The 15,637-nt window shown below is 57.1% G+C and carries 14 protein-coding genes and 1 tRNA gene; 5 read left to right on the forward strand and 10 right to left on the reverse strand.

Features of this window, described 5'->3' with window-relative positions; translation table 11 throughout:
• Nucleotides 1-13 precede the first annotated feature (13 nt).
• The 3 genes from iscR to trmJ all read right to left on the reverse strand — a co-directional run bounded on the left by iscR (nucleotide 14) and on the right by trmJ (nucleotide 2,294).
• Nucleotides 14-505: a Fe-S cluster assembly transcriptional regulator IscR gene (gene iscR, locus ACYZUA_RS26395; RefSeq protein ID WP_007903581.1), complete on the reverse strand. Its 492-nt coding sequence runs from the start codon at nucleotides 503-505 to the stop codon at nucleotides 14-16.
• Nucleotides 506-744: 239 nt separating this feature from the next.
• Nucleotides 745-1,521, reverse strand: coding sequence for a serine O-acetyltransferase (gene cysE, locus ACYZUA_RS26400; RefSeq protein WP_461961211.1), 777 nt, complete (start codon nucleotides 1,519-1,521; stop codon nucleotides 745-747).
• Between the two features lie 2 nt (nucleotides 1,522-1,523).
• The gene (trmJ, locus tag ACYZUA_RS26405; RefSeq protein ID WP_046046028.1) at nucleotides 1,524-2,294 is read right to left on the reverse strand and encodes a tRNA (cytosine(32)/uridine(32)-2'-O)-methyltransferase TrmJ; all 771 of its coding nucleotides are present in this window, start codon (nucleotides 2,292-2,294) and stop codon (nucleotides 1,524-1,526) included.
• A 145-nt stretch (nucleotides 2,295-2,439) separates the two neighbouring features.
• Here trmJ and suhB point away from each other — a divergent pair, with 145 nt between their 5' ends.
• Nucleotides 2,440-3,255, forward strand: coding sequence for a type III secretion system regulator SuhB (gene suhB / locus ACYZUA_RS26410; RefSeq protein ID WP_008147729.1), 816 nt, complete (start codon nucleotides 2,440-2,442; stop codon nucleotides 3,253-3,255).
• 251 nt (nucleotides 3,256-3,506) lie between these two features.
• On the opposite strand, the gene ACYZUA_RS26415 is transcribed toward suhB, so the two are convergent.
• The 6 genes from ACYZUA_RS26415 to queA all read right to left on the reverse strand — a co-directional run bounded on the left by ACYZUA_RS26415 (nucleotide 3,507) and on the right by queA (nucleotide 9,590).
• Complete coding sequence (locus ACYZUA_RS26415) at nucleotides 3,507-4,055, reverse strand: glycine zipper 2TM domain-containing protein (protein ID WP_461961212.1); 549 nt, start codon at nucleotides 4,053-4,055, stop codon at nucleotides 3,507-3,509.
• A 120-nt stretch (nucleotides 4,056-4,175) separates the two neighbouring features.
• Complete coding sequence (gene secF / locus ACYZUA_RS26420) at nucleotides 4,176-5,090, reverse strand: protein translocase subunit SecF (protein WP_461961213.1); 915 nt, start codon at nucleotides 5,088-5,090, stop codon at nucleotides 4,176-4,178.
• A 9-nt stretch (nucleotides 5,091-5,099) separates the two neighbouring features.
• Nucleotides 5,100-6,968, reverse strand: coding sequence for a protein translocase subunit SecD (gene secD / locus ACYZUA_RS26425; protein WP_461961214.1), 1,869 nt, complete (start codon nucleotides 6,966-6,968; stop codon nucleotides 5,100-5,102).
• A 63-nt stretch (nucleotides 6,969-7,031) separates the two neighbouring features.
• Nucleotides 7,032-7,367 (reverse strand): preprotein translocase subunit YajC, encoded by a 336-nt coding sequence (gene yajC / locus ACYZUA_RS26430; RefSeq protein ID WP_008147715.1) that lies wholly within the window; start codon nucleotides 7,365-7,367, stop codon nucleotides 7,032-7,034.
• Nucleotides 7,368-7,410: 43 nt separating this feature from the next.
• The gene (gene tgt / locus ACYZUA_RS26435) at nucleotides 7,411-8,526 is read right to left on the reverse strand and encodes a tRNA guanosine(34) transglycosylase Tgt (RefSeq protein ID WP_161990833.1); all 1,116 of its coding nucleotides are present in this window, start codon (nucleotides 8,524-8,526) and stop codon (nucleotides 7,411-7,413) included.
• Between the two features lie 14 nt (nucleotides 8,527-8,540).
• Nucleotides 8,541-9,590, reverse strand: coding sequence for a tRNA preQ1(34) S-adenosylmethionine ribosyltransferase-isomerase QueA (gene queA, locus ACYZUA_RS26440; RefSeq protein WP_461961215.1), 1,050 nt, complete (start codon nucleotides 9,588-9,590; stop codon nucleotides 8,541-8,543).
• A 107-nt stretch (nucleotides 9,591-9,697) separates the two neighbouring features.
• Between queA and ACYZUA_RS26445 the strand changes: the two genes are divergently transcribed.
• The 4 genes from ACYZUA_RS26445 to ACYZUA_RS26460 all read left to right on the forward strand — a co-directional run bounded on the left by ACYZUA_RS26445 (nucleotide 9,698) and on the right by ACYZUA_RS26460 (nucleotide 13,270).
• Nucleotides 9,698-9,782 (forward strand) — tRNA-Leu (locus ACYZUA_RS26445).
• A gap of 163 nt (nucleotides 9,783-9,945) precedes the next feature.
• Complete coding sequence (locus ACYZUA_RS26450; protein ID WP_461961216.1) at nucleotides 9,946-11,259, forward strand: tyrosine-type recombinase/integrase; 1,314 nt, start codon at nucleotides 9,946-9,948, stop codon at nucleotides 11,257-11,259.
• A gap of 1,004 nt (nucleotides 11,260-12,263) precedes the next feature.
• On the forward strand, nucleotides 12,264-12,998 hold the full coding sequence (locus ACYZUA_RS26455; RefSeq protein ID WP_461961217.1) for an integrase domain-containing protein: 735 nt from the start codon (nucleotides 12,264-12,266) through the stop codon (nucleotides 12,996-12,998).
• The gene (locus tag ACYZUA_RS26460) at nucleotides 12,995-13,270 is read left to right on the forward strand and encodes a hypothetical protein (protein WP_461961218.1); all 276 of its coding nucleotides are present in this window, start codon (nucleotides 12,995-12,997) and stop codon (nucleotides 13,268-13,270) included. The genes ACYZUA_RS26455 and ACYZUA_RS26460 overlap by 4 nt, the downstream gene beginning before the upstream one ends.
• A gap of 1,557 nt (nucleotides 13,271-14,827) precedes the next feature.
• Here ACYZUA_RS26460 and ACYZUA_RS26465 read toward each other — a convergent pair.
• A complete protein-coding gene (locus ACYZUA_RS26465; protein ID WP_461961219.1) occupies nucleotides 14,828-15,487 on the reverse strand; it encodes a carbonic anhydrase in 660 nt (219 codons plus the stop codon).
• Between the last annotated feature and the right edge of the window lie 150 nt (nucleotides 15,488-15,637).

Here is a 15,637-nt window from a genome sequence, read left to right on the forward strand (position 1 = left end):
AGCTCTTTGGCTGTCATTCGACGGCGGACGCTTCAATCTTGTCCAGGCGTGGCGCCTTGCTGTTGCAACGGCGCTGATCCTGACGCTGGGCTACTTCTTGTACCTCACGGCGAGTGACAAGGTCAGCCAAGCTGATACCGCTGAGAAATTCGTGAATCTGCAGGCTCAGATCGCACCACAAGTGGTGGGTCAGACAGGTGTCGCCTTGATGGCAATCGCCCTGGCCCTGGCATTTGGTTGCATCGACCGATTCATTCACCGCATCGATCACCTGGGCGACCTGGATACCCTGCATGTCGCGCGACAGCTGATAGCCGCCGCCTGGACCACGAACGCTGGACACCAGATTGCTGCGGCGCAATTTGGCGAAGAGCTGTTCGAGGTAGGACAGGGAGATGCCTTGGCGCTCGGAGATATCGGCCAGGGACACCGGCCCGTGCTGCGCGTGCAACGCCAGGTCAAGCATGGCAGTCACGGCGTATCGGCCTTTTGTAGTCAGTCGCATGGACAATTACCACGGAGTTCAGAATGGGGCGAGTATGCAATTCCCGAGTATTTAAGTCAACTATAAGACCTAGTACTTTAGTCAGGATTACCCACAAAAGAGCGGGCGCATCATAGCAAAGGCTGGCCGTGTACAGCCAGTAATTGCACGTTATCGTTCTTCGCGGGCAAGCCTCGCTCCTACATGGGTTGCGCCAATCCTGTAGGAGCGAGGCTTGCCCGCGAAGAAACTGACACGGTCTAGCCGGCCTGGCTCTGATCCTTGTCCTTCACACAGGCAAAGTCTTCTTCACGCAGCTCAGGCAGATCTTTCGCACAGTAATTGCTGCCCAGATCCTTCAACGCTCCGCACATACCCTCCAGACGCCCATCAACTGCCTGCAGATGATCGAGCAACTGATTGATGGCCCGCGCCACCGGGTCCGGCATGTCTTCGCCAACACCGTAGGCGTCAAAACCGATCTTCTCGGCCATGGCCTTGCGCTTGGCGTCCTGCTCTTCATCGGGCTTGACGATGATCCGACCCGGAATGCCGACCACCGTCGCACCGGCCGGAACAGCTTTGGTAACCACAGCATTGGAACCGACCTTGGCTCCGGCGCCGACCGTGAACGGACCAAGCACCTTGGCCCCCGCCCCGACCACCACACCATCCTCAAGCGTCGGGTGACGCTTGCCCTTGTTCCAACTGGTGCCACCCAGGGTCACGCCCTGATAGAGGGTGACGTCATTGCCGATCTCAGCGGTCTCACCGATGACGATACCCATGCCATGGTCAATAAAGAAGCGACGACCGACCTTGGCACCCGGATGAATTTCGATTCCGGTCAACCAGCGACCGAAGTTCGACACCAGCCGCGCCAGCCACTTCCAGCCCATGCCCCACAGGGCCGACGACAAGCGGTGGATCCAGATGGCGTGCATGCCCGGGTAGCACGTCAGAACTTCAAAGGCGTTGCGCGCTGCCGGATCACGATGGAAAACACTCTGGATATCTTCACGCAAACGCTCGAACATTTTTAATCCTTCCGCTTAAGAAGCTCACCACGGGCCGCTTTCTGGGTTTCCGTGAGGATGCCACGCAATATATTCATTTCCGCCCGGCTGACCGAGCTGCGTCCGTACAACCGGCGCAGGCGCGCCATCAAGTGCCGTGGCTTTTCCGGATCGAGAAATTCAATGGCCACCAGGGTTTGCTCCAGGTGCTCATAGAATCGCTCCAGCTCATCCATGGTCGCCAGCTCACCACTTTTGGTGGACGCCACTTCATCCTTCTCGACCTTGCTCGGCTGACCTTGGGCCGCGAGCCAGGACATACGCACTTCATAGCTCAACACCTGCACCGCGGCCCCAAGGTTCAGCGAACTGAACTCAGGGTCTGACGGGATATGCACGTGATAATGACATCGCTGTAGCTCTTCATTGGTCAGGCCGGAATCTTCACGACCAAAGACCAAGGCGATTTCAGCGCCCTGCGTTGCTTCCTCGACCACTTTTACACCGCATTCGCGCGGATCGAGCAACGGCCAGGGAATGCGACGGTCACGGGCGCTGGTGCCGAGCACCAGATTGCAGCCGACCAAGGCATCTTCCAAGGTGGCGACGACTTGCGCGTTTTCAAGGATGTCACCGGCACCGGAAGCACGAGCATCGGCTTCGTGATGCGGGAACAACCGCGGTTCGACCAGCACCAGTCGCGACAGGCCCATGTTCTTCATGGCACGCGCTGCCCCGCCGATATTCCCGGGATGGCTGGTATTGACCAGGACGACACGAATGTTTTGCAGCAAGGGAGGCGCTCTCGAACACTTTATGGGGAGCAGAATCTTACAGCTCAACCTACCGTTAAGCTATGAAAGCGAACACTGACCTTCTCCTGTAGAAACTTTCTGATAGAATGCCCGGCTTTCTTTAACAACCTTAGGTGACACATCCATGCAGCCCATGCTGAATATCGCGCTGCGCGCCGCCCGCAGCGCCAGTGAATTGATCTTCCGCTCCATCGAGCGCCTGGATACCATCAAGGTCGACGAAAAAGACGCCAAGGATTATGTATCCGAGGTGGATCGCGCCGCCGAACAGAAAATCATCGACGCGCTGCGCAAGGCCTACCCTACCCACGGCATTCTCGGCGAAGAAACCGGCATGCACCCGGGTAGCGGCGAAGGCGAAGAATACCTGTGGATCATCGACCCACTGGACGGCACCACCAACTTCCTGCGCGGCATTCCTCACTTCGCTGTCAGCATCGCCTGCAAATACCGCGGCCGCCTGGAACACGCTGTTGTTCTGGACCCGGTTCGCCAGGAAGAATTCACCGCCAGCCGTGGTCGTGGCGCTCAACTGAACGGTCGTCGTCTGCGCGTCAGCGGCCGCACCAGCCTCGACGGCGCCCTTCTGGGTACCGGCTTCCCGTTCCGCGATGACCAGATGGACAACCTCGACAACTACCTGGGCATGTTCCGCGCCCTGGTTGGCCAGACTGCCGGCATCCGCCGCGCTGGCTCGGCGAGCCTGGACCTGGCTTACGTAGCGGCCGGCCGCTTCGACGCATTCTGGGAGTCGGGCCTGTCCGAGTGGGACATGGCTGCAGGCGCCCTGCTGATTCAGGAAGCAGGCGGTCTCGTGAGCGACTTCACCGGCGGCCACGACTTCCTTGAGAAAGGCCACGTTGTTGCCGGTAACACCAAATGCTTCAAAGCAGTACTGACGGCCATCCAGCCGCACCTGCCGGCCTCGCTGAAACGCTAAGCGAGCAGCCACAAAAAAGCACCCCTCGGGGTGCTTTTTTTATGCCTGGAATCCGCCTTGCACAACACCACAAATCCAATGTGGGAGTGAGCCTGCTCGCGATAGCGGTGGATCAATCACCACTGATATTGAATGCAAGACTGCTATCGCGAGCAGGCTCACTCCTACAGGAATCTGTGGTGATGCATAAATCGCGAACACAAAAAAAGCACCCCGCAGGGTGCTTCTTTTTGAATCTGAATTTCAGCTATTTACTGGGCCGGCTCGTTCTGCCCCAGGATCAGCTTGCCTTCCTTGTCGACCGGAATCTGGTTGCCCGGATCGCGATCCATCCGCACCTTGCCTTCCTTGCCGTCCAGCGAATAACGGACGTCGTAACCTACGACCTTATCACTGATGTCATTCACGGTATTACACCGCGTCTGAGTCGTGGTGTAGGTGTCGCGCTCCTGCATGCCTTCCTGAACCTTGTTGCCCGCGTAACCACCGCCAACTGCACCTGCTACGGTGGCAATCTTCTTGCCGGTGCCACCACCGATCTGATTACCGAGCAAACCACCCGCCACGGCACCCAATACGGTACCGGCGATCTGGTGTTGATCTTTCACCGGCGCTTGCCGGGTTACTGCGACGTCCTTGCACACTTCACGTGGCGTCTTGATTTGTGTCTTGACCGGCTCAACGGCTAGCACTTGCGCATATTCAGGGCCGCTTTTAACCAGCTTGTAGGTAGCAACAGCACCCCCGGCAGTTACGCCGACAGCACCCAATACCGCACCAACCAGCAACGACTTGTTCACATGAACCTCCTGACCATCATATGCGGGACAAGCCCGCGCTTCTCCCAGCCTTGGAGCATAAAAAAAGGCGCGAGTTCAATACTCGCGCCTTTTCGGCCGACAGCGGGAAAACGATAGCCGTTATGGGCGGTCGTCGACTTCCTTATCGGTAGCCACTGTAGGAATCAGATCCTCGGTGCTCAGGTTCAGCCAGATCAGCACGACGTTAGCGATGTAGATCGACGAGTAAGTACCCGCCAACACACCAATAAACAGCGCGATGGAGAAGCCGAACAGGTTATCGCCACCAAAGAACAACAGGGCCGCGATCGCCAGCAAAGTGGAGATCGACGTTGCCATGGTCCGCAGCAGGGTCTGGGTAGTCGAGATGTTGATGTTCTCGATCAAGGTCGCCTTGCGCAACACACGGAAGTTCTCACGAACCCGGTCGAATACCACGATGGTGTCGTTGAGCGAGTAACCAATGATCGCCAGTACCGCCGCCAGCACCGTCAGGTCGAAGGTGATCTGGAAGAACGACAGGATACCGATGGTCACGATCACGTCGTGAATCAACGAAACGATGGCACCGACCGCGAACTTCCACTGAAAGCGGAAAGCCAGGTAGATCAGGATGCCGCCCAACGCCATCAGCATGCCGAGGCCGCCTTGGTCGCGCAGCTCCTCACCCACCTGCGGGCCAACGAACTCGACGCGTTTGACCGTCGCCGGGTTGTCGCCGCCGACTTTCAGCAGCGCTTCCGCCACTTGATGACCCAGCTGCGGGTCTTCACCCGGCATGCGCACCAGCAAATCGGTAGTCGCACCGAAGCTCTGGACGATCGCCTCGTGATAACCCGATGTAACCAGCTGCTCACGCACCTTGGTGACATCGGCCGGACGCTCGTAGGTCAGCTCGATGAGCGTACCGCCGGTGAAGTCCAGGCCCCAGTTCATGCCCTTGGTGGCGACGCTGAACAAGGCCAGCACGGTAAGGAATAATGTGACGCCGAACGCAAAGTTGCGAACGCCCATGAAGTTGATTGTACGTAACATGGCAGCCCCTTAAATCCACAACTTCTTGAAGTCACGACCGCCGAAGATCAGGTTGACCATCGCGCGGGTCACCATGATGGCCGTGAACATCGAGGTAAAGATCCCGAGGGACATGGTCACTGCGAAACCTTTGACCGGGCCGGTGCCCATGGCAAAGAGAATCCCGCCGACCAACAGAGTGGTCAGGTTGGCATCGAGAATCGCGGTGAATGCCCGGCCGAAGCCTTCGTTGATTGCCCGTTGTACGGTCATGCCCGCCGCGATCTCTTCACGTATCCGCGAGAAGATCAGAACGTTGGCGTCGACGGCCATACCCATGGTCAACACGATACCGGCGATACCTGGCAGGGTCAGCGTTGCACCCAGCAGCGACATCAGGGCCAGCAGCAGCACCATGTTCACCGCCAGAGCGACGGTGGCAATGATGCCGAAGAAGCGGTAGATGGCAATGATGAATAGCGAGACAAACAGCATGCCCCACAGCGATGCATCGACACCTTTGATGATGTTGTCGGCACCCAGGCTTGGACCAATGGTGCGCTCTTCAGCGAAGTACATCGGTGCAGCCAGACCACCGGCACGTAGCAGCAGCGCCAGTTCGGACGACTCGCCCTGGCCGTTCAGGCCAGTGATGCGGAATTGAGCACCCAGCGGCGACTGAATGGTCGCGAGACTGATGATCTTCTTCTCTTCCTTGAATGTCTGGACCGGCACGTCTTTCTCGACGCCATTGACCACTTGCTTGACGTAAGTGGTAACCGGACGTTGCTCGATAAAGATCACTGCCATGCTGCGACCGACGTTGCTGCGAGTCGCACGACTCATCAGCTCGCCACCGTGGCCATCCAGACGGATGTTCACTTCTGGCGTGCCTTGCTCGCCGAAGCCAGCCTTGGCGTCAGTCACCTGGTCGCCAGTGATGATCAAGCCACGCTCGATCTGTGCCGGAGGACGATTGCCTTCACGGAACTCGAAGGTTTCGGAAGTCGCTTTCGAAGCGCCCGGCTCAGCGGCCAGACGGAACTCAAGGTTGGCCGTCTTGCCGAGGATGCGCTTGGCTTCGGCAGTGTCCTGCACGCCCGGCAGCTCAACCACGATGCGGTTGGCGCCCTGACGCTGAACGATTGGCTCGGCAACACCCAGCTCGTTGACGCGGTTACGTACCGTGGTCAAGTTCTGCTTGATGGAGTATTCACGGATTTCCGCCAGCTTGGCCGGGGTCATCGCCAGACGCAGTACCGGTTGGCCATTGAGGTCGGCCGGAACAATGTCGAAATCGTTGAAGCTCTTGCGGATCAGCGTACGGGCTTGTTCGCGGGCAGTTTCATCAGTGAAGCCCAGCTGAATGGCACCGTTGAGTTGCGGCAGGCTGCGATAGCGCAGCTTCTCTTTACGCAACAGGCTCTTGACGTCGCCTTCGTAGACTTTCAGGCGCGCATCGAGCGCTTTGTCCATGTCCACTTCAAGCAGGAAGTGCACACCACCGGACAAGTCCAGACCCAGCTTCATCGGGTGCGCGGCCAGGCTGCGCAGCCATTGCGGGGTGGTTTGTGCCAAATTCAGTGCAACGACGTAGTCATCACCCAATGCCTTGCGCACGACGTCTTTGGCAGGTAACTGATCTTCAGCCTTGGTCAGACGAATCAAACCGCCCTTGCCGTTTGCTGCCAGGGTGGCAGCCTTGACGTTGATCCCGGATTCCTTGAGCGCTGCGCCCACACGGTCCAGATCAGCCTGAGTGACCTGCAGCGAAGTGCTTGCACCGCTGACCTGAATGGCCGGGTCATCAGGATATAGATTGGGAGCGGAATAAATCAGACCGACCGCTAGCACCGCCAGGATCAGAATGTATTTCCACAGAGGGTATTTGTTCAGCATCACGCCGCCCGCTTATGACGCGGGGCGCCTTGCGCGCCCCGTCGATTGAGTAGAAGTTGAAACTTAGATCGCTTTCAGCGTGCCTTTTGGCAGCGTGGCGGCAATGGCGCCTTTCTGGAACTTCATTTCGATGGTGTCGGAAACTTCCAGAACAACGAAGTCGTCTGCCACTTTAGTGATCTTGCCGGCGATACCACCGGTGGTCACAACTTCGTCGCCTTTCTGCAGGCTGCTCAGCAGGTTTTTCTGCTCTTTGGCGCGCTTGGCCTGTGGACGCCAGATCATCAGGTAGAAGATGACCAGGAAACCGACCAGGAAAATCCACTCAAAGCCGCCGCCCATTGGGCCTGCAGCAGGTGCAGCAGCGTCAGCCATGGCATTAGAGATAAAAAAGCTCATTTAGCACTCCAGTTGCAAATATTGAATCTTAGGGTCAGAAAACTCAGTCCAAAGGCGGAACAGGAAGCCCGCGTTTGGCGTAGAAGGCATCGACAAAGGCGGCCAATGTACCTTGTTGAATAGCCTCGCGCAAACCAGCCATAAGCACCTGGTAATGGCGCAAATTGTGGATGGTATTCAACATGCTACCCAGCATTTCGCCGCACTTGTCCAGATGGTGCAGATAAGCACGGGAGAAGTTCTGGCAGGTGTAGCAATCGCAGGTCGGATCCAGCGGCGAATCATCATGGCGATGGAACGCGTTACGGATCTTCAGCACGCCTGTATCAATGAACAGATGCCCATTGCGGGCATTACGGGTTGGCATCACGCAATCGAACATGTCCACACCGCGGCGCACACCCTCAACCAGATCTTCCGGTTTGCCAACGCCCATAAGGTAACGAGGTTTGTCAGCCGGCATTTGACCCGGCAGGTAGTCGAGCACCTTGATCATCTCGTGTTTCGGCTCGCCCACCGACAGACCGCCAATGGCCAAACCATCGAAACCGATATTGTCGAGACCTTCCAGGGAGCGCATGCGCAAATCCTGGTGCATGCCGCCCTGAACAATGCCGAACAGCGCCGCCGTGTTGTCGCCATGGGCTTCTTTCGAACGCTTGGCCCAGCGCAACGACAACTCCATGGACACGCGAGCGACGTCTTCGTCGGCCGGGTACGGGGTGCATTCGTCGAAAATCATCACGATGTCCGAGCCCAGATCACGCTGGACCTGCATCGACTCTTCCGGCCCCATGAACACTTTGGCACCGTCGACTGGAGAAGCGAAGGTCACGCCCTCCTCCTTGATCTTGCGCATCGCGCCCAGGCTGAACACCTGGAAACCGCCGGAGTCGGTCAGAATCGGGCCTTTCCACTGCATGAAATCGTGCAGGTCGCCGTGCTTCTTGATCACCTCGGTGCCAGGACGCAGCCACAAGTGGAAGGTGTTACCCAGAATGATTTCCGCGCCCGTGGCGGTGATATCCCGCGGCAACATGCCCTTGACGGTGCCGTACGTGCCCACCGGCATGAACGCCGGAGTCTCGACGGTGCCGCGCGGGAAGGTCAAACGACCGCGGCGAGCCTTGCCGTCGGTGGCAAGGAGCTCAAAAGACATGCGACTGGTGCGACTCATTCTGTTTCCTCAGGGCCACGTGGTGCTGGATTACGGGTGATAAACATCGCATCACCGTAGCTGAAAAAGCGGTAACCATGCTCAACGGCGGCTTTATAAGCGGCCATGGCTTCGGGATAACCGGCGAACGCCGAAACCAGCATCAACAGCGTGGATTCGGGCAAATGGAAGTTGGTGACCAGGGCATCGACCACATGAAACGGCCGGCCCGGGTAGATAAAGATGTCGGTGTCGCCACTGAACGGCTTGAGCACGCCATCGCGCGCGGCACTTTCCAGCGAACGCACGCTGGTGGTCCCCACCGCTATCACGCGACCACCGCGAGCGCGGCAGGCTTCAACGGCATCGACCACGTCCTGACCGACTTCCAGCCACTCGCTATGCATGTGGTGATCTTCGATCTTCTCGACGCGCACCGGTTGGAAGGTGCCAGCGCCGACGTGCAAGGTCACGAACGCCGTCTCGACGCCCTTGGCGGCAATCGCCTCCATCAGCGGCTGATCAAAATGCAGCCCCGCCGTCGGCGCCGCTACCGCGCCCAAACGCTCGGCGTAGACCGTCTGATAACGCTCGCGGTCCGAGCCTTCATCCGGGCGGTCTATATAGGGAGGCAACGGCATGTGCCCGACGCGATCGAGCAGCGGCAACACCTCTTCGGCGAAACCCAGCTCGAACAACGCATCGTGACGCGCCAGCATTTCGGCTTCGCCACCGCCGTCGATCAGGATCTTCGACCCCGGCTTGGGCGACTTGCTGGAACGCACATGCGCCAACACGCGATGACTGTCGAGCACCCGCTCCACCAGAATTTCCAGCTTGCCGCCGGAAGCTTTCTGGCCAAACAGCCGCGCCGGAATCACCCGGGTATTGTTGAACACCATCAAATCGCCCGGGCGCAAATGCTCGAGCAGATCAGTGAATTGACGGTGTGCCAGGGCGCCGCTGACCCCATCAAGGGTCAACAGGCGACTGTTGCGACGCTCAGCCAAAGGATGGCGAGCGATCAGCGAATCAGGGAGTTCGAAAGTAAAGTCAGCAACGCGCATGATGGGGTTCGTCTAGCAGGGGCCGGAAGTCTAGCCGAAATAGTGAAAATTCTCTATGTACCTGATTGACCGACGGTAATCTCATCTCTATACTTCGCCGCCATTGAGCCCTGATGGCGGAATTGGTAGACGCGGCGGATTCAAAATCCGTTTTCGCAAGAAGTGGGAGTTCGAGTCTCCCTCGGGGCACCATTTGCAGTACATAGACGACTACCAGCGTCTACGCAACCCCCCTAGAGCCCGCTAACTGCGGGCTTTTTGGTCTCTGGGGTTCTACCCCCATCTCTTGCAAGCCAGCGTCTTTTTGGTACATTTTTGAGTACAAATCCAGTTCGAGAACGGGAGATGTACACAGATGCCGCTGACCGTCTTGCAGATCAAAGCTTCCAAGCCTGCCGAGAAGGCATTCACCCTGAGTGATAGTTCGGGTCTTGCCCTGCTGGTGAAACCGAACGGCAGCAAGTATTGGCACTTCCGTTATCGCTTCCAGGGCCGCGCTGCCCGCATGTCTCTAGGTGTCTACCCGCATATTTCCTTACAAGAGGCTCGCGAACTGGCTACGGAGTGCCGCAGCCTGCTCAAGCAAGGAACCAACCCGGGAGAAAAGCGCCGCGATGACAAGCTGCAACAGCAAGAAGCGGGACTTAACACCTTCAGGCGTGCAGCAGAGTATTGGTATCAGTTCAAATCCGATTCCGGCCGCAGCCCCGCGACGCTGAAAAAAATCCGCGACTATCTCGACAAGGATTTACTACCCGCCCTGGGTGAGAAGCAGTTGAGCGCAATTACCCGAGGTGACTGCGCCAACCTACAGGCCAGTATCGAAAAACGGGGCGCCTTCAACGTCGCAGACAAAACCCGAACCTGGCTCAAACAGATTTTCAGTCAAGCGATCGCACGCGGCCTGTGCGAACACAATCCAGCCTCCGAACTCCATGCCATTGCGATAGCTCCACCGCCCACTCAGCACTACCCACATCTGCACGAAAACGAACTGCCTGAGTTTCTACAGGCCTTGAGCAAGACCACCAGCCGGTTACCAGCAAGGGTTGCATCATGGATGACGATTTTGATCGCTAGCCGCCCCGGGATGGTTCGCTACGCAAAATGGGAGGAAATCGATTTCGAGGAGGGGATATGGACCATCCCGGCCGCCCGCATGAAGATGCGTAGAGATTACGTCAGCCCTCTACCTCATCAATTGATAGCCATGCTCATCAAACTGAATCAAAGCACTGGACGCAGCCGGTATCTATTCCCTGGCAATGGTGAAAAGCAGCCAGTCATCAGTGAAAACACGATCAACCTGGTGTTCGCCAAGATCGGCTACAAAGGACGACTCGTCAGCCATGGCACTCGTCATACCGCAAGCACGCTGCTGCGCGAACATGGCTGGCTGAAGGATCATGTCGAAAGCCAACTGGCTCACGTCGAGGGCGGCATCTCCGGCGAGTACAACCAAGCCCTATACCTATCGCAACGTCGGATCATGATGCAGTGGTATGCGGACTATCTCGATGCTCTCAAAGAAGGCATTACAGCCAACCTTCGCGATCAATTTGATACTCGCGTTAATCAGTTCCTCGCGCGTCCTTCTGCACCGCCTCTAACAGCATCCCATGCACACAAAGATGATCACCTCCAAAAGTTGCCTATCGAGACAGACTAAGCGGCGATTCTGTGATCACATGACGCCTCACCAATTCGACCCGATCGGCGACAACATCATCGCCTTGTAAAACAGCCATGGCGCATTCCAACGCTGGTAAGTCAGTTAGATCTCCGCAGCCCAGTCTTCCACGCGGGTCCATCCAAACAGGGCTGCAAAGCCGCCCCGTTTGGATGGACCTCACTTAAAAAATCTAAAGCCCACGCAACTTTCTGTAGAAGACCACGGATTTCCATCGGTGGATAATTTCATCCGCAGCCGCAGAATTCTCGAAAAGTCGAGCCTTGACCCTAATTATCCACAGGCGTAGAAAAGATCGGGCAAACCGCTGTCGTTGACAGCAACCCAGGTAGCCAGAACCTTTAAGGCTACGCCACACCGTGGTGGTTCTCCCAAAGTGCGATTAGCGTCCGGCGGCTCGCACGGTCACAGCGATGTGATGGATGCCTACTTTTACCAGTGTGCCCACTGCGGCAACTCATTCCCTTTCATAGCTGCCCTGCAGCAACCTATCCGCTTGGCCATTTCCTTGCGCCAACCTGCGCCCGTCTCTTTCTCCCGGAAAGAGACGGGCGCTCCTACCGCTGCTGCAGCCCAACTCGTACAAGGCTTTGCGGCAATCCCCCTCGTGACAATCGGCGTGACAAACACCGAAGTCACCCGCAACAGCGATGCAGATGATGGTGCCGCAGCCCAAGGAATGGACTGCTCCTGACTGACAGTCAGGCATGCCCCGGTCATCGCATCACTGCCTTCACCCGACTCAGGATCTCGCGGCGTTGGTCTCGTCAGCCAGCGCAGCCTTCACCCGCCCACTTCTTCGGAAGTGCTCAGGAGGCCAGATCATGAGATGCCCAAGTTCCCGGTCGTAAAGAGCCGCCAGTCCCGCGTTAGTGGACAACCCTCACAGGTCGCAGGGGCCTTGATCCCTGATAACACTCAACATTCTTGGCGGGATGACGTGGGGAAGGTTTTAAGAGGTTGGCTTCGAGAGGAGTTTGATCATGGGGTTGGTGGGTAAACGAGATGGGCGGAATTTTGGCTATGGTCGGCAACTGAGTTATGCAGGGCCCCAGGCATTGCGCGATCTATTTGGCGGCGGGCATTACGGCACGGTCAAGGCGCACAGTGATCGCTGGCAGGCGTTTGTGCGCTGGTGTCGCTCGGAGGATGGGCCGGGGTTCAACGATGCGCGGCAGATTGATCGGCAGACCTTGTTGGACTATGCCGGACATCTGCGCCAGCAAGTTGAACAAGGTGAGCTCTCCATCGCCACTGCGCAAAACCGGTTATCCAGTGTGAATCGGACCATGGCCGCGCTTCGCTGTGATCAGTATGTGAAGGTGCAGAGTCCGAGCAAGGCGCTAGGAATGCGGCGCACCAGTGTTCGTCGTTCGGTGCCGCAAGGCCAAGACCGCGAACAGGTGAAGCTGATCGTAGAGGTGCTTTGCGCACACCAGCAGCCGCGCGCCGCCGCCATCGCGCAGTTGACCCGAGCAACAGGAATGCGCTTACGGGAGGCGATTTTGGCCGACCTTCCACGACTGCAACGCGAAGCCGAGCAACTCGAGAGGATCAACATCCAAGACGGTACCAAAGGGGGCCGCTTAGGTGCGTCGGCACCTCGCTGGAACCAGCTCGACCGACACCTCGATCAGGAGGCCCGAACACAAATTAGCTATGAGCTGGGGCACAACCGTATCGACGTGGTTTCGGCGCATATCGGGGGCCGCGCATGAGCAAGACATTCGATATGGAACTGTTCCTGTCAGGCGTCCTGACCGGGTCGCATACCACACGCCAACGCCACCTTCGTCAGGCAAAGACTATCCAAACAGCAATCGCTGAGCGCTGGCAATGCGACAATCCATGGACTTGGCAGAGAAAACACCTTGCGTGGTTTTTGAATCACCATCTAAACCAGCGCACTGAATCGACGCGCTATTACTATTTGCTGACCATGCAATTACTCACTCATCGTCTAGGAAAATACTGGCAGTTCAACCCCTAAGCGAAGGTCAGAAAACGGCCAAAAGCGGTCTCTCAATGGGACCTTTTTAGGGCTATAAAATCATTACTTGCAGTTCAACATCGAGAGCCCAGCCATGCCATCACCCGCGGATAACCCATTCCCACTCGGTATCGACTATCTGGTTGCTGAGCATGGCGTATTGATTCTTCTATTCGACAGGGCCGGTAGTGCGAAAGCCATATACCTGCTTTCGCACCGAGCGTTTCGATCTTTTATCAGAAAGCAGCGCCTACGAACTAGCGGCAGTTGAGTGCGCGAACGAGTTTGAATCGTTAACACTTCAGTTGACCGAAGCTCGTGACATCGTTCGGGGCTTGGTGCAGATGAATGATGAGTTGTTCGCCAGCAAAGGGTTCGGCGCGAGGTTCCACCATGTACGTCCTCGCCTAGTCGTCCATATGGGCTGCTGCAATGTGTGCGCGGTGGGTTGAAACCGCCTCATCAGGTAACCGTAATCTACCTTAAAGACTGCCGGCTCGTACAAGGACAGTTCAAATGGTCATGAAATGACCAATAACGCATCAAACTCATTCAACTTTGTTCGGCTCCCATAACCCGGTTTTGCGAATGGTAGTCAGGACATTTTCCAGGTCATCCCAAGGGCTAACCCCCTGCTCAGCAATCCCGCAGCTAGCTTGATGCTCAAACACCACTGACCGATCAGACCTGCGCTGTGAAGCCTTACACATCTGGCAGGTCACAATATCGTTTGATAAATGCCAGCGTGTGTTCCACGCCGTTAGAGAATCGTTAAGCATTTTGCCGGTACCCTGTGTTTGTGCGCGCCGACGTGAATGATGAATACTGAGGCGCTAACGGTTAAGCCGACGGCATTCATCTTCAGCTTCCCCACGAGTAGGAAAGGTGAGCGGCAGTCTTCGCTTTTCTACGTTGTCATAAATATCGAAACCTATGGCTTCGGTTTGGCAGTAGAAGCGCCCCCCCAATGCGCGTTGACTCCAAGTCCTTGGGAATTGCAGGAACAACAACGAATTTTGAGAGCATTTTTTCACCTTCTCCAGTATTACTGCAAGCACCAGCGGCAATGCGCTACTACTGCCACCAAGTTTTTAGTACCTCCGATGAGCAGCCCTTTAAACTTTGATTGGCTAAATCCAGTCAAATGACGGGGGGACAGCTGTGTTCTGCAGTTTTTTTATCCTTCCTGAATGACTGCCATAAGTCGATGGCGTTGATTTCAGGGCACAGAGAGGATACTGAACCCTTCCCTGCATCCCAGTAGGCTTGTAAGGACGGGGGGGCATTGTAGGTATGCTCTCTCCGGGCTTAACTCAAAGCCTTCGCCTTCGGTGGCTTTCTAGCCTTGTCAGGTTTAGCCGGGATAACCAGCGAAGCATCAATGCGTCCCCCTTCTGGACAGCAATCGGCCAGTTCCGGTCGTTCGCTAGTTCGCCGAGTAGTCATTCGAAGGGGCGGCTCCAAAACTTGCCCGATAGATGCACGACCGCTTCGTTGACCTATGTCGTGGCGAACGTTTCCCGAATTTATGCGCCCACCGCTAGCTGTCTGACGCTATTACGTCCCTCTACCGTTGCGCGCAGCGATCGCGACGGTGGTCGGCGATTCAGCAAGTGGAACGAAGTTTCGTGTCGCGCCATCAAGCACATCGATACATCCCGCTTCGATGTCGTAGACCCAGCCGTGTAGATTCATGCGCCCCTGCTCGAGCGCGAGTGCCACCGATGGATGCGTACGCAGATTCGCCAGTTGCGCGATCACGTTTTCGCGCACGAGACCGTCGAGCTTCGCACGAGGCGTGTCGAACTCATGCGCCGCGTTAATCGCTTTCGCGGCGTCCGAGTGACGTAACCAGTTAGCAACCGCCGGAAGATGATCCAGACAGGTGCAGCGTGAAATCGCGCCCATTGCTCCGCAGTCCGAATGGCCGCAGATCACGATGTCCTGTACGCCAAGCACTGCGACGGCATATTCGACGGTGGCCGAGACGCCGCCCGGTTCGGGACCATACGACGGCACAATGTTGCCGGCGTTGCGAATCACGAACAGCTCGCCCGGTTCGCGCTGCGTCAAGAGTTCGGGCACAACACGACTATCCGAGCAGGTGACGAACAGCGCCTTCGGATTCTGTGCCGTCGCGAGCTGCTTGAACAGCTCGACGCGTTGCGGATAAACCTCGCGCTGAAAGCGCAGAAAGCCATCAATAATGTCACGCATGGAGTCCTCCAAAAGCGAATGCCGGATGCTGGCACGAGCACTCGATGTCATCGCGCCGCTATGATCGTCATTATCGCAGACGCCGCGTGCGTTGGCTGTACTCGATCAACGATGGACTTCAAGCCGCAACCAGTGCGGGGTATATCCGGA

The sequence above is a fragment of the Pseudomonas sp. LS2P72 genome (assembly GCF_054897865.1).